Source organism: Cytobacillus sp. ABV4_503 (assembly GCF_056158445.1).
This window is the reverse complement of record NZ_JBSWTH010000001.1, coordinates 1978339-1991308: the sequence shown is the minus strand read 5'-3', so window position 1 is coordinate 1991308 and position 12970 is coordinate 1978339. Positions and strand designations below refer to the sequence as shown.

Annotated in this window: 15 protein-coding genes; 5 read left to right on the top strand and 10 right to left on the bottom strand. The window is 39.0% G+C overall.

Annotation, left to right across the window (positions count from 1 at the left end; all coding sequences use genetic code 11):
• From ACXAD1_RS09980 to ACXAD1_RS09970, 3 genes are all read right to left on the bottom strand, one after another.
• Positions 1–1722: a glycosyl hydrolase family 18 protein gene (locus tag ACXAD1_RS09980; RefSeq protein WP_474909940.1), complete on the bottom strand. Its 1722-nt coding sequence runs from the start codon at positions 1720–1722 to the stop codon at positions 1–3.
• A gap of 128 nt (positions 1723–1850) precedes the next feature.
• Positions 1851–3293, bottom strand: coding sequence for a phospholipase D family protein (locus ACXAD1_RS09975; protein WP_474909939.1), 1443 nt, complete (start codon positions 3291–3293; stop codon positions 1851–1853).
• A 133-nt stretch (positions 3294–3426) separates the two neighbouring features.
• Entirely contained in the window at positions 3427–3750 is a 324-nt protein-coding gene (locus tag ACXAD1_RS09970; protein ID WP_206837459.1) for a DUF3243 domain-containing protein, read from the bottom strand.
• 196 nt (positions 3751–3946) lie between these two features.
• Here ACXAD1_RS09970 and plsY point away from each other — a divergent pair, with 196 nt between their 5' ends.
• The 5 genes from plsY to ACXAD1_RS09945 all read left to right on the top strand — a co-directional run bounded on the left by plsY (position 3947) and on the right by ACXAD1_RS09945 (position 8112).
• Positions 3947–4531 (top strand): glycerol-3-phosphate 1-O-acyltransferase PlsY, encoded by a 585-nt coding sequence (gene plsY, locus ACXAD1_RS09965; RefSeq protein ID WP_206837456.1) that lies wholly within the window; start codon positions 3947–3949, stop codon positions 4529–4531.
• 269 nt (positions 4532–4800) lie between these two features.
• Positions 4801–5541, top strand: coding sequence for a sensor histidine kinase (locus tag ACXAD1_RS09960; protein WP_370222482.1), 741 nt, complete (start codon positions 4801–4803; stop codon positions 5539–5541).
• A 128-nt stretch (positions 5542–5669) separates the two neighbouring features.
• Positions 5670–6830 carry a CapA family protein gene (locus ACXAD1_RS09955; protein WP_474909938.1) on the top strand — a complete coding sequence of 387 codons (1161 nt, stop codon included), beginning with the start codon at positions 5670–5672 and terminating at the stop codon, positions 6828–6830.
• A 66-nt stretch (positions 6831–6896) separates the two neighbouring features.
• Positions 6897–7709, top strand: coding sequence for a lysostaphin resistance A-like protein (locus ACXAD1_RS09950; RefSeq protein WP_474909937.1), 813 nt, complete (start codon positions 6897–6899; stop codon positions 7707–7709).
• Positions 7710–7818: 109 nt separating this feature from the next.
• Positions 7819–8112, top strand: coding sequence for a HesB/YadR/YfhF family protein (locus ACXAD1_RS09945; protein WP_370222479.1), 294 nt, complete (start codon positions 7819–7821; stop codon positions 8110–8112).
• Between the two features lie 96 nt (positions 8113–8208).
• Here the strand turns inward: ACXAD1_RS09945 and ACXAD1_RS09940 are convergent, their stop codons facing one another.
• The 7 genes from ACXAD1_RS09940 to ACXAD1_RS09910 all read right to left on the bottom strand — a co-directional run bounded on the left by ACXAD1_RS09940 (position 8209) and on the right by ACXAD1_RS09910 (position 12929).
• Entirely contained in the window at positions 8209–8508 is a 300-nt protein-coding gene (locus ACXAD1_RS09940) for a hypothetical protein (protein WP_370222478.1), read from the bottom strand.
• Positions 8509–8541: 33 nt separating this feature from the next.
• A complete protein-coding gene (locus ACXAD1_RS09935; RefSeq protein WP_370222477.1) occupies positions 8542–8979 on the bottom strand; it encodes an acyl-CoA thioesterase in 438 nt (145 codons plus the stop codon).
• A gap of 2 nt (positions 8980–8981) precedes the next feature.
• A complete protein-coding gene (locus tag ACXAD1_RS09930) occupies positions 8982–11294 on the bottom strand; it encodes an AAA family ATPase (protein WP_474909936.1) in 2313 nt (770 codons plus the stop codon).
• A 137-nt stretch (positions 11295–11431) separates the two neighbouring features.
• Entirely contained in the window at positions 11432–11683 is a 252-nt protein-coding gene (tlp, locus tag ACXAD1_RS09925) for a small acid-soluble spore protein Tlp (RefSeq protein ID WP_370222476.1), read from the bottom strand.
• A gap of 154 nt (positions 11684–11837) precedes the next feature.
• Positions 11838–11981 (bottom strand): acid-soluble spore protein N, encoded by a 144-nt coding sequence (locus tag ACXAD1_RS09920; protein WP_009334718.1) that lies wholly within the window; start codon positions 11979–11981, stop codon positions 11838–11840.
• 62 nt (positions 11982–12043) lie between these two features.
• Positions 12044–12175, bottom strand: coding sequence for an FbpB family small basic protein (locus ACXAD1_RS09915; RefSeq protein ID WP_026041570.1), 132 nt, complete (start codon positions 12173–12175; stop codon positions 12044–12046).
• Between the two features lie 232 nt (positions 12176–12407).
• Positions 12408–12929 carry a peroxiredoxin family protein gene (locus ACXAD1_RS09910; protein WP_370222475.1) on the bottom strand — a complete coding sequence of 174 codons (522 nt, stop codon included), beginning with the start codon at positions 12927–12929 and terminating at the stop codon, positions 12408–12410.
• Positions 12930–12970 lie beyond the last annotated feature (41 nt).

Below are 12970 nucleotides of genomic sequence, written 5' to 3'. Positions count from 1 at the left end.
TCATTTCTTAGTAACTTCCTTCTTATTTAATGATAATGCTGCCCAAGCTGTTTCATCTGCAAAGTACCTGCTCCAGCTTGCCACACCGGCCAAATTATATTTCTTTGCCAATTCAGCCCGTTTTGTTAATGATATTTCATCTTCAAGCCACACTTTGTATGTGATTTTATCTTTTTCTGAAAAATGCTCAGCATAATTTTGCCCGCTTTCCGGATCATATGCTGGAGTAACTTTATTTTGACTGAGCCATTCTTTCACTTTGCTCATAGAAAGCGCTTTAGAAGAAACATCCCCGTTTGATTTTTGTTCCCATAATCTAGTATATAATGGCACTCCCAATATTAATTTTTCATTGGGCACAAACTCCAGCAGATGTTTCAGGTTTTCTTCCACCCACGGCAGGCTCGCAACGCTTCCTGCCACCTGCGAGCTTCCCCAATGCTCATCATAAGCCATGACAACCAAATAATCTGCTATCACGGCAAGTTTATCTCTTTCATAAAAAGCTGACCAATTACCGCTGGATGAAATGAATGTGATATCCATTGATACGACTAAACCTGCTTCATGAAAGTACGGAGCGGCTTCCCTCACAAACTGCGTTATTAATGGACCATCCTCCGGGTTAACATTTTCAATGTCAAGATTGACCCCATTTAATTCATACAATTGACTGAAATGCAGAAGCTGCCGAATCATATTCTGCCTTGTTTCAAAAGAACCAAATGCTTCATGTGTTAAAACAGGGTCAAATGCATTTGAAAATAAGCCCCATATTTGGTATCCCTGTTTTCTTGCCCATAATGAATAATCCTTCGATCCCAGGTTTTTGATGGAACCTTTTCCATCCGCAAGCTCAAACCATGTTGGCGAAATGACATTAACGCCAGGCATCTTCGGAATTTTAGATGTATTGGGATTTTTTGAATATACAGCTTCCCAGGTCAGCTGTATAGGTCCTTCCATTTCTGGCGCTGCTTTAACTGATTCTTCAAGGGAAATAGCAATCTGTTTGCTCTCACCCTTTTTGATGTATTGTTTCTTCAAATATCCAGCTGTACCGTCTTCTTTTCTAATAAAATAGTAGTCTCCCTTTTCTTGTTCAATTAAAACATTCTCGTTTGGAGAAACTGAAGCCGTATAAGGGGATTTCAGGCTGTCTTTCGTCCGCAGCCGAAGCAGTTCTTCATGAATACCTTTTTCCTTCACCTTACCGGAAACCATTGACTCCCCATTCTTTTGAACCCATATTGCACCTGTATCAGATAGAATTGAATAAGTAATTGGATAGAAAGCCAATAGCGGCTCGATCGACAAATATCTGTCTTTTCCCAGCTGTTTAGCAGCTGTAAAATCCAGTTTCATAGGTTTCTCATTCACATAATAGCTCAAAGATTCAAGTGGCATCTGTACAACATTATTTTTTGTGGCGATTATGATGGATTGTGAATGTTCATCAAATATAATGTCTTCATCGACAAATTCCTGCAAAAACGTTAAAGGCAGGTAGATCGATTCACCTTCTATATAAGCATTGCCCGTCTGTTTGCCATTAAACAAAATTGGATGAACTTCTTTAAAGTAGGATACCTTTTCCTTAGAGGCAAAAGGATATAAAAACGCGAATATGCTTGACGTTATCAGTATAAGAGCAAGCAAAAGCCCCGCTAAAATAAGCTTTTTAGCGGGAGACTTTTGTGGATTTGTTTCAATTTTATACATTCCATTTCCTCCCTTAAACCATCGTATCGAAATAATCAGATAATGGGAAGAAAATTTAGAATGTCTTTAACTTATTTTCACCCCTCCTATATTAACGGAATTAATATAGGAAAGGTTTCAAGTTTTTATCAGTATGTTGTAAAGTGAGTTAGCTTCTGCAGTCTGTAAGTAAAATATTTTACCACTGGCATTTTTTCATTGGATGGATAGTTATTCGTATAGATTGCACCGTTATTATTCCAAAGCATATTAAAGTAGCTGTCGACATCCTTCATAACCTGCGATTGGTCAGGAGCGCTAATTTTTAAATTTGTCTCCAGGTTTAAATCATCCAGATTTCTCTTTGTAAAATTTGCTGAACCAGCTATGATCATATTATTTTCTTTCCCGGTTACATACATGATTTTCGCATGGTACTGTTCAAAGCCCGTATTGTACCATCTGATTTTTATGTTTTCATGGCCTAATTTGTCTAATTCAGCTGCCACAGGTATATTGGGCAGCCCAATTTTTTCAGAGCCGAAAGCGTTCTGATTTGGATCCAGGATCATTTTTACTTTTACTCCCCTGTCGGCTGCTTCTTTTAGTGCATCAACCACTTTTCTGTCAGCAAGATAAAACATGCCAAGCCAGATGGTTTCACCTTTCCTGACTTTATTGATTTCTTTAATAATGTGTTTATAAATCTTGCCTTCAGTCAGCACCTGGGCTTTAACCGTGCCTGTTTTATTGCTGTCTGCAGGCTTAGCATTTGTCAGTTTGCCTGATGCTGAATAATCGACCACCGCCTGCTCGGTTTTCACGAGGTCAGCTAAAATTGACCCTTTTACTTCAAACGCGATATTTGAATGAAAACCGCTGGCATTATGGGGATTTCCAGATGTGACAATTCCTGTTTTCTCCGTTACAAAAACTTTCCGGTGATTTGCTTTAATATTCATGAGATCGAGATAGGACCGAAATGTCACTTCAGGAGCATTTTCTGCAAGCGGATTGGGAAGCCAGCCTTCGCCACCCTGGCCAAACCATTGTAAAAAAACACGCCAAAATGCCGAATAGATAGGATTAGAATCTCTTAATGGAACTAATGAGGTATTAACTACATTTATACCATTCTTTTTCAGTTTCTTGAATTCTGGTACATCATGCGATCCATATGTACTGTTAATCCGATCTGTGATCACCGTAATATCCATATTGGGGTGGCTTTGCTTTTGTTCGATGAGCTCTTCAGTTATTTTACCGCTAATATCCGGATATTCTTTATCACCATCATTAAAACCATTGAATAAAAACATATCCATCACGATAAAATCCTCTGCCTCACCAATTGCTTCTAATATCCGGTTAAAAATCTGCTGATCACTTTCTCTTCTGCCGTTATCTTTTTCAAAAGTTAAATCGTATAAGAACTTAATATCTTCTACAGTGTGAACTTCCCCTTCGAAAGAAAGGCCTTTTGGCAATGGTTTATTGGATTGATAGATGATGGTTGCTGTCAATACCAGCACAAGGCTCAAAATGGGTATCCATACCGCTTTTCTATTTAACTTTCCCCGAACCTTTTTCACCAGGACTCCCCCTGCCCATTAGATTGCGATAACTATATATAGACCATTTTTGACTATTGTAAACTCATCTATGCGTTTGCAAGCAAAATAAAAGGCAAAGGGCTGCGCCTTTGCCTTGAATGATATATATTTTTTAGCCTACAAGCTTTACAAGCATATGAGATAGTTTATGCTTTTCTTCTTCAGTCCCTACATTCCACAATTCCTGCAGAAGCTTTTCTTCACGGTTTCTTGGATCTTCTTTGGAAGCCAGATAATCGCCTACCTTTTGAGCTGTGTTTGCAAGCTGTTCCTCATCCATGCCCATTTTCTGGCCCAGGGAGACCTTACCGCTTAAATATTCTTTAAAACCGTCAAAGCTTGAAAGAATTTCATCTTTCTTTTCGCTTCCCATATTGCTTAGCTTTTCCTCTACATTGCCGGCTTGTCCATTTACATTATTCATATTCTGTTCCATGCTGAATCTCTCCTTTATATGGATTTGATTGCTGTGACAGTCTACTAATACCCTGCTGGAATTTATATCAAACACCGGGCAGAGAGTTTGAGGCGCTTCACTGAAATAAATTGGACAACTTTTTATTTGTACATGGTATGCAGGTTTGCTCACATGGTACAATATACTAACATAGAAAGTATGAAGGAGAGTTTTTATGATTTATGGAATTATCATTATTTTAGCTTACTTACTTGGCTCCATTCCTTCTGGTTTAATTGTCGGGAAAGTTTTTTATGGAGTGGATATCCGGGAGCATGGCAGCGGAAATTTAGGCGGTACCAATACATTCCGGACCCTTGGGGTTAAAGCAGGCATGATTGTAACCATAGCTGATATCTTAAAAGGCACCCTTGCTGCAGCCCTCCCCTTATTCTTTGGTTCGGACATGCATCATCTTGCAGCAGGTGTTTTTGCAGTTATAGGGCACATGTATCCGCTGTTTGCCGGCTTTCGCGGCGGTAAAGCAGTTGCCACATCTGGGGGAGTGCTGTTAGCCTATGTACCCCTAATGTTTCTTATCATATTGGGTGTTTTCTTTCTAAGCCTTTACATAACAAAGTACGTGTCCTTGTCCTCTATTCTGGCAGCAGTTGCCTCCATTATTTACGCACTTATTCTGGGAGACATACCACTCATTATAGTTGTATCAATTCTGGGATTCTTTGTTATTTACAGGCATAGAGCAAACATTAAACGAATAAAGGACAAAACTGAGCCCAAAATAAAATGGCTTGGCTGAAAAAACAGCCAGCAGCGCAAAGCAGCAGACTTCATCTGCTGTTTTTTTTATTTAATTTGAATTATTTTCAGATATTTCAGTATAGTTTATTTGAATAAAGTGTTAAAGTGATATTATACTAATCACAAAGACCCAGAAGCTTAATATTATAAAATTTTATAACAATCAAATTTTTATACATAAAAAAACATAAATTGCTATCTTTCGCCATACATTAGTTTAGGCAAAAAATTTTAGCCAAAAACGTTAAAGTAAGGATGAATTATGGAATGGAAAAGGAAAAAGAGAAGTACCTAAAAAAAGCAGCGGAAGAAATTAAAGAAACCGAAATGACATCTGATTACTCGGCAGATATTGGACAACTTGCTGCGGGTATTGCACATGAAATTAGAAATCCGCTTACAACAGTAAAAGGATTTATTCAGCTCTTGAAGCCTTATTTAATTGAGATCGGCAAAGAACAGTATGCAGAAATTGCCATAGAAGAGATAAATCGGGCAAATGATATGATTTATGAATTTTTAAATGCATCCAAACCTGCTCAAAACAAAAAAACGGAAATTGATATAAACAAATTGATTCAGGAAATGAATATCTTATTTGAAAACGAGGCTAACATTAGAAATATACACCTTACAGTAAGCCTTAGCTCCAGAAACCCCCTCTTCTATGGTGATTTGAAGCAGATAAAGCAGGTGCTGATTAACATTATTAAAAATGCACTTGAAGCATGTGAAGAAGCTCATGCAACGGAAGGTAAGGTATGTCTTATTGTCAAAACAATTAACCAGAAAACGCAAATCATTATTGAGGATAATGGACCTGGAATGACAGAAGAAACCATAAACCAATTATTTGTGCCATTTTATACAACAAAAGAAAAAGGAACTGGAATCGGTTTATCAATAAGCCGGAAGATAATAGAAGAACATGATGGCAAAATTAAAGTCCATTCCAAATATTCGCATGGCACCATTTTTGAAATTGAACTCCCTGCAATCTTGAGCTGAGGCATTTATCTCAATATATCAAATAATGGAATTTGCAAAATAGAAAAAAAATGATGAAAAATGTAAAAATTCATATTAAAATTAGACTATTAATATATCTGATGCTTTATATTAAGGGGATAATTTTTATGAAATTCACCAAAGCCTTCCTGCTATCCGCATTTTTCTTTACCACATTTTTAATTTGCTCGGGCCTGCTCATCTTTAAAATGCACACTGAAAATAAGGCTGAGGCAGCTGAAGCCAAACCAGCTCAATTGCATATGGAAAACAGAGAAACCACCGCGGTTAATAAAATGCTTATAGAGAAGGCGACATTGGGAGCAATTGGCGACATACTGATTCATGACAGGGTATATAATGTTGCAAAAACAAAGACAGGCTATGATTTCAAGCCGATGTTTGAGCATGCAATAACGCTATTAAAAACTCCCGACATCCTGCTTGCCAATCAAGAGACTATTTTGGGAGGTCCGGAAATAGGCATTTCCAGTTACCCCATGTTCAACAGCCCTCAGGAAGTGGGAGACGCCCTCATTGAGGCTGGTGTTGACATTGTTTCAACAGCCAATAACCATTCACTTGATAAGGGAGAAAAAGGATTGAAAACATCCCTGGATTATTTAGATCAGATAGGATTGCCGCATGTAGGAACGAGCAGAACCCCCGGCGAACAGCAAACCTTAAAAATACTAAACAAAAACGGAATTAAAGTTGCTTATCTTTCTTACACATATGGTACAAACGGAATGCCCGTTCCGGCAGGAAAAGATTATCTCGTTAACCTTATTGATAGAACAGCAATGAAAGAGGAAATTAACCGGGCAAAAGATGAAGCTGACGTAGTTGTTATGAGTTTGCATTGGGGAAATGAATACCAGCTTCAGCCCACAGAGGAACAAAAGGAACTGGCAGAGGTCCTTGCAAATGATGGTGTGGACATTATTTTTGGACACCATCCACATGTACTGCAGCCAATGGAATGGATTGACAGGAAAGACGGACGGAAATCTCTTGTTGTATACTCTCTAGGCAATTTTTTATCCGGCCAGATTAATGATTACAAGGACATAGGCGGTATTGCAACTGTAGAGATAACGAAGTATATTGATCAAACCGGTGTCAATATTGAACTTTCCAATCCGGGGTTCATCCCGACATACGTAAGCAATAAACAGCAGGAAAAATATCGGGTCGTACCGTTGAAGGATGCTGGCGGCTATGGCCTTCCCAATGCAGAGTCCAAATACAATGAAATTATGGCACATATGCTCGATCATGTTCAGTAAAGCGCTTTTTAGCGCTTTTTTTATGTAAAAAATGGTAAAATATATTGTAGCAAAGGAGCTATGATCATGAAAACCGCTTATGTTACTAAATCTTTTCCTTATTTGCAATTATGTATATTCACAGCTTCAATAGTGCTTTTTCAATACAAACTTTTTGCTTTCGCTTTTATACTTTCCTTTGGACTTATCCTTTTTTTACTATTCACTTCAAAGCTGGAGCGTGTGTTTGCCTGGATCATTGCAGGGTACTTAACAGGCAGTCTACTGTTTCTTTATGGCGATAAAATGCTTGATGCACTGCCATTTCAACACTATATCTTAATGATATTCAATCGGGTTCTTCTGTTAATTCCTATTCTTCTGCTTGTCTATATTTCTATAAAATTTAATAAAACTGCCATCCCCTTATTGCGCAAACCGGATTGGAATTCACAAATATATTTCCCATTCATATGGAGCGGCTTCCATTCATTAAAAATAAAACATTTTCTAGTGATTGCCATCATGATTAATTTTGCTTCATTTGCCTATTCAATTTTTACTGCTGAAAACTCCTTTACCATGGACTTTATCATATTCCTGATTGGCTTCTCCATCATTAATGGAATAATGGAAGAGCTTTTATGGAGAGGAATCATCTTATCTAGAATGTCGGAGCTTTCAGGCGATAAGGCAGCTGTTCTTATTTCTGGGCTGGCGTTTGGATTTTCTCATATCATGCTTGGCTACTCTATTGGCCTATGTCTGCTGTTTGCTGCTGGGGGAATATTCTATGCGGCTATTACTGTTAGGTCCAGAAGTATTTTCCCTGCTGCCATATGGCACATGGCCATGAACGTATTTATGATTTTAAGCGGTTTAATCCCCTTCCCAGGATGAATAAATATTGATTCAATCCATCATTAAAGGTATTGGAACAGACATTTTATTCGCGCACAGGGAAAAACTAGCCTATAATATGACTATCACCCAGGAGGAGGAATTTCAAATGAACATACATATTGAAGATCAGGCTGCCCAATGGTATCAGGAGGAAATGCTCTTGAATAATGGTGACTTCGTCCGCTTTTTTGCAAGATATGGCGGCTGCAGTACTGTCCAGCAAGGATTTTCATTAGGAGTCTCTAATGAACACCCGCATAACGCAGGAGTGCAGACTGAAAAAAACGGAATTACTTACTTTATTGAAGAAAAGGACTTATGGTACTTTGATAATCATGATTTATTGGTAACATTTAATGAGAAAGCACGGGAACCTGAATTCAAATATAACAATGGGTAAAAGAAGCAGATCCGGCCTGCTTCTTTTTTCTATAAAAGATAATAGCAAACTCCGAAGATAGATAACGGTCTAGCTCAAGGGCGCCTTCCGCTTTTCTTACTGCAGCCGTTCCAGCTGCTCCCAGAGCTTCTCCTTTTCAAGTATTTCTTTCTGCCTGTCACCAATCAAGTCATAATGCGAGTACCCATCATCCCGATAATCAATCCACTCAGGCTTAAGGCCATGTGTTTCTCCCCATTCTATCAACTTCTTCAGATCCGAACACCCGACCTTTGTGACCGTTTTACAGCCTGGGAAGCGATCATCTATCCAATAATGGGTTAAAAAAGCAATTTCTCCACGATCTATTTTCATCTTCCATTCTTGAAGATCTTTTCTGCGAAGACCGAATGCCATATATTTTCTCCATTCTTTGAGCAGTAAGCAAAATTATCTGAGAGCACTCTCCGGCTGTTTTTTAGCTTCTTCATATGCTTCATGCCAATCAGGATATTTCTTTTTAATTGAGATCGGCCGGAAATTATCCTTTTTGACGCAAACATGCTTGGACAAGCCTGTTACAGCAAGATCTCCTTCATCATTGTAAATCTCATATCCATAGCTGACGCGGAATCCGTCATACTCTTCAATCCAGGTTTTTATCGTCGCAGTTTGACCATAGCGCAGTGGTTTTTTGTAGGAAGCCAGGATATCCAGAACAGGCGAAATGATGCCATCCTTCTCCATTTCAGCATAGCTGAACCCCAGATCTTTTATGATCTGTGTCCGGCCAAGCTCCATCCATACCAGATAATTGGCGTGATACACGACTCCCATTTGATCTGTTTCTGCATATCTTACTTCTATTTCTTTTGTTGAAATGAGCATACCTATTCCCCTTTGCTGATCTTTTTTAAGGCGATTTCAAAATCTTCTTTTTCCAAAATGCTAACCTGTTCTATATCCTCATCAATTGCTGATACGATTCTCATTGCCTGTGCCTGAATAGCCTCATCTGCAAGGTTGGCGGCAAAGCGTCCATTCCCATTTATTTCGATCTTTGCTAAAGTGCGGTTAAGGTAGTCCCCTGCTTCTTCCGTAAGCGTATATTCATATTGTCCAGCATACGATATTATAATTTCCAATAGCTCTGCCGTTGAATAATCCTTAAAATGAAAGAACTTTTTAAAGCGGGACTTTAGCCCCGGATTACTTGACATTAGTTTTTCCATTTCATTTGGGTAACCCGCTAAAACAACGACAAGATTTTCATTATGTTTTGTCATTTCATCCACTAATGTATCGATGACTTCTTTTCCGAAATCTCCTGATGTCTGGGAAAGAAGTGAATAGGCCTCATCGATGAAAAGGACCCCGCCTAACGCTTCTCTTATCTTTTTCTTTGTTTTAATGGCGGTTTGGCCTACATAGCCAGCTACAAAATCAGCACGGCTCGCAACCATCAAATGTCCGCGTTTCAGAAATCCGCATTCCTTCAGCAATTCTGCATAAATCTTTGCTACAGTTGTTTTCCCAGTCCCCGGATTCCCGGTAAATACTGAATGCAGCTGGATAGGGACAACAGGCAGCCCTTTTTCACGGCGCAGCTGCTGCATCTTAACAAATGACACTAAGTTATGAACTTCTATTTTAACTGTTTCAAGTCCGATTAATTGGGCAAGCTGCTCTTGTGGATCCATTAGCTTTTCTTCTTCTTCACTTTCAAAATCTTCTTTTTCCAAGAGTGTATATGCCATGATGTTTTCGTTCTTTTCAGCTTGTGAGCCTTTTCTAAAAATAGCATCTAGAACAATGTTTCTGACAGTCCGGGCATTTCCGAACGTATCATCAACCCGCTCTTTTTCAATTCGCTTTCCAAGTTCCTGCTTTGCCCCTTCCGTCAGGACATAATCATTATCCGCAGACAGCTTTTCTGCAATCTGGAGAAGCTCCTCATTAGAATAATCAGGCAGCGCAATAAAATTCGACTCTGGGAAACGGCTGCGAAGGCCAGGATTACTGTCCAGAAATTGTCTCATCTCTTCTGGATAACCGGCCATGATAACCGCAAACTTTCCTCCATATTCCGTACCGGTCATCAGTGATACGAGAGTATCAATGGCTGTTTGTCCATAGTCACTGCCGGTCTGTCCCTCACGCTTTAAGCTGTACGCCTCATCAATGAACAGCACTCCACCGATAGCCTTTTCCACGGCCGCCCTGACATTTTCCTCCGTTTGACCGACAAATCCCCCAACCAGCTGTGACCGATCTGCTTCTATTACTTCTTCCCGCGGCAATACACCCAGGCTATGATAAATCTTTGCCAAAAGCCGGGCGATAGTTGTTTTGCCTGTACCTGGATTGCCAGTAAGAATCATATTAAGGCTGAGTTCATCTTTCGTTTGAAAACCAAGTGACTTGCGTTCATTTTGATATTTTAAAAAACGGTAAAAGTCATGTACTCTGTTTTTGACCGAGTGCAGGCCAACCATTTCATTGAGTTCAATCAGAGGGTCTTTTGGTAAATCAGACTCTTCATCCTCCGATTCAAATATCTCTTTCCATTCATTTTTAAGTCTGTTGATGGCATTCAAGTGCTTTTTCATATCGGTGTAATAGGTTGAAGTATGGAAAACACCGGATATAGATTGCTCATATTCTTCAGCAGCTTTTAAAAGAAAAGCTGTTTCTTCAATAGCTTTTTCAAGTATTTCAGTCAGCTTCCGGTATTCCACATCCTCATAGGCATGCTGCTTTTTTTGCAGATCTTCCAACTCATCATCTGATTTGTTGATAAAGCTTCTGCAAATTTCTATGAATTGCTCAGCTGTCTTCTTTTTTGCTGCCCTGTTATCGGTTTCCCGAATCGGCGGGAAAGTCAGCGTTTCAAGAAGATTGCTTTTATTTTTCCACTCGGATTTTCCTAATTGGGCAGCCGCCAAACTATTGCCTGTGTCCAGTTCAACAGCCTTCTGAAGCCACGCACTGGCAAGAGTATCATCGGTATACTTGCTTAACCTGGATATAGCAGCGATGGTCAGTAATTCCGAAAGAAGCCGGGGATCTGCTTTTTCATTGATATTTTTAATAACATTTAGCAATTCTGCTTCATTTTGTATGTATCCGTACTGATCAAGCTCATTTTTCCAATGATAAACCTGGCCCTCCGCCGGTTTTGCCTGTCTTTTCTGTTGTGTCATCGATTATCACTTCTTCTTCTTAGTTTCCACAACTTATCTTACCATATTTCTGTAATGATCTATAAAGAATGAGCTCCTTATCATGATCTTTCAATAGGAAAAGACCTAATCACACTGGATTAGGTCTTTTTTGGTTGTTAATAATTATTGTTCTCGCTGGTATTGCCGTTCTGCTGTGCCTGATACTCGTCCTTTATTTCAGAACGGAATGAAGCAAGGCTTTCCCTGCGGCGTTCATTTTTTGCTTCAATCCTGGCTAGGTCCTCTGCATTTGCATACTTCATTGATTCTTCAGCTTCGTCCATATTCTCGATCGTATGAACGATCATGGACTGAAGCTTTTCAACGTTATCGCTGCGGTCATCTGGATTTGGTCTGTTATGTGCCATGGTTTGTTCCTCCCTTTTTTAGGTGTTGGTACAAAATTAGTTTGTGAAAGAACAAGAAAAATATTGGCGGAAATGTGTGGGCAGCTTGCCTGAAAGTATGCCTGACTTTTGAAACAAAAAACCTGCCGTAAATGAAACAGCAGGTTAATTACAGTTATTCGCCTTTAGTTTGAATCACTTGAGCATGCTGCCCGGATTTGTCCTGCATTTTCTTGCCTTTGTTGCCGCCAAATCCGCGTGATTGTGTACCAATATGGTTCGGGGCAAAATGATTAGGGTGTCTTTTTTGATTACTCATGGATATCCCTCCTCATTTTAAGTATGGTCAAATTCAGAGGGTTTCATGAATGGCAAGTAATTCTATTCGGCCTTGTTAAGTCGTTTAAGCTCGAGGCGTTCTTCGATTTTTTCCATTGCATCTTGATCTTTAAGCAGCTGGCGTTTATTTTCTGAAACTAATTCTGCAAAGGAGCGTTTTCTAGGCTTTCTCATAAATCTTTCACCTTCCTTTAATAACATTGTAACAGTCATTATCTCCAGAAACTCTTTAAATTATTACAACTTTTCGAAAATTTAATCCGCATATACCCAGAATACGTGAAAAAAGTACATAAGGTTCACTGCTATTGGTAAAATATTCAGAAAAAAATCATTTCATCTAAATTTCCTTTTTTATGGCGGTGTAAACCTATACAAAAAAACATCTGCTCCCGGCAGATGTTTTTTACATTTCATCTATATACTGATTCATAATTTCAAGGGACATCGCACTTAAATATTTATTCCGGATAATTCCTTCTTCATCAATAAAAAAAGTGGTAGGAATCGTTATTATTTGATAGGCATTGGATGCTTTATCATTCACATCAAGGAGAATTGGAAAATTCACGCGCATTTCTTCTGCAAAGCCGGCAACATCAGATTGAGGATCGATGTTCACTGCCAAAATAACAACTTCATTTCCCTTTTGAATATAGAATTTTTGGATATCAGGCATTTCAGCTTTACATGGAGGACACCATGTTGCCCAAAAGTTGAGCATGACTTTCTTTCCTCTATAATCTGAGAGCTTTACTTTATCCCCCTGAAGGTTTTTCAATTCAAAATCTGGGGCTTTCAAGCCAATTCCTAAACCAGTCTGATTAACGGGATGACTCTTGACTTCATCTTTTTCAACTGCCTGCACCACAAAAATTGCAGTAGTAATTATTAATAACACAGCAGCTGAAAACATTTTTTTGAACATGCTGTATTCCCTCCCGGCTATTAAGGGCTTTTTGCTTCCTT

Coding starts and splice junctions, on each gene's coding strand:
- ACXAD1_RS09980 (WP_474909940.1), bottom strand. CDS start 1,722: ATGTATAAAATTGAAACAAATCCACAAAAGTCTCCCGCTAAAAAGCTT.
- ACXAD1_RS09970 (WP_206837459.1), bottom strand. CDS start 3,750: ATGGAACAGAATATGAATAATGTAAATGGACAAGCCGGCAATGTAGAG.
- plsY (WP_206837456.1), top strand. CDS start 3,947: ATGATTTATGGAATTATCATTATTTTAGCTTACTTACTTGGCTCCATT.
- ACXAD1_RS09960 (WP_370222482.1), top strand. CDS start 4,801: ATGGAAAAGGAAAAAGAGAAGTACCTAAAAAAAGCAGCGGAAGAAATT.
- ACXAD1_RS09955 (WP_474909938.1), top strand. CDS start 5,670: ATGAAATTCACCAAAGCCTTCCTGCTATCCGCATTTTTCTTTACCACA.
- ACXAD1_RS09950 (WP_474909937.1), top strand. CDS start 6,897: ATGAAAACCGCTTATGTTACTAAATCTTTTCCTTATTTGCAATTATGT.
- ACXAD1_RS09945 (WP_370222479.1), top strand. CDS start 7,819: ATGAACATACATATTGAAGATCAGGCTGCCCAATGGTATCAGGAGGAA.
- ACXAD1_RS09940 (WP_370222478.1), bottom strand. CDS start 8,508: ATGGCATTCGGTCTTCGCAGAAAAGATCTTCAAGAATGGAAGATGAAA.
- ACXAD1_RS09935 (WP_370222477.1), bottom strand. CDS start 8,979: ATGCTCATTTCAACAAAAGAAATAGAAGTAAGATATGCAGAAACAGAT.
- ACXAD1_RS09930 (WP_474909936.1), bottom strand. CDS start 11,294: ATGACACAACAGAAAAGACAGGCAAAACCGGCGGAGGGCCAGGTTTAT.
- tlp (WP_370222476.1), bottom strand. CDS start 11,683: ATGGCACATAACAGACCAAATCCAGATGACCGCAGCGATAACGTTGAA.
- ACXAD1_RS09920 (WP_009334718.1), bottom strand. CDS start 11,981: ATGAGTAATCAAAAAAGACACCCTAATCATTTTGCCCCGAACCATATT.
- ACXAD1_RS09915 (WP_026041570.1), bottom strand. CDS start 12,175: ATGAGAAAGCCTAGAAAACGCTCCTTTGCAGAATTAGTTTCAGAAAAT.
- ACXAD1_RS09910 (WP_370222475.1), bottom strand. CDS start 12,929: ATGTTCAAAAAAATGTTTTCAGCTGCTGTGTTATTAATAATTACTACT.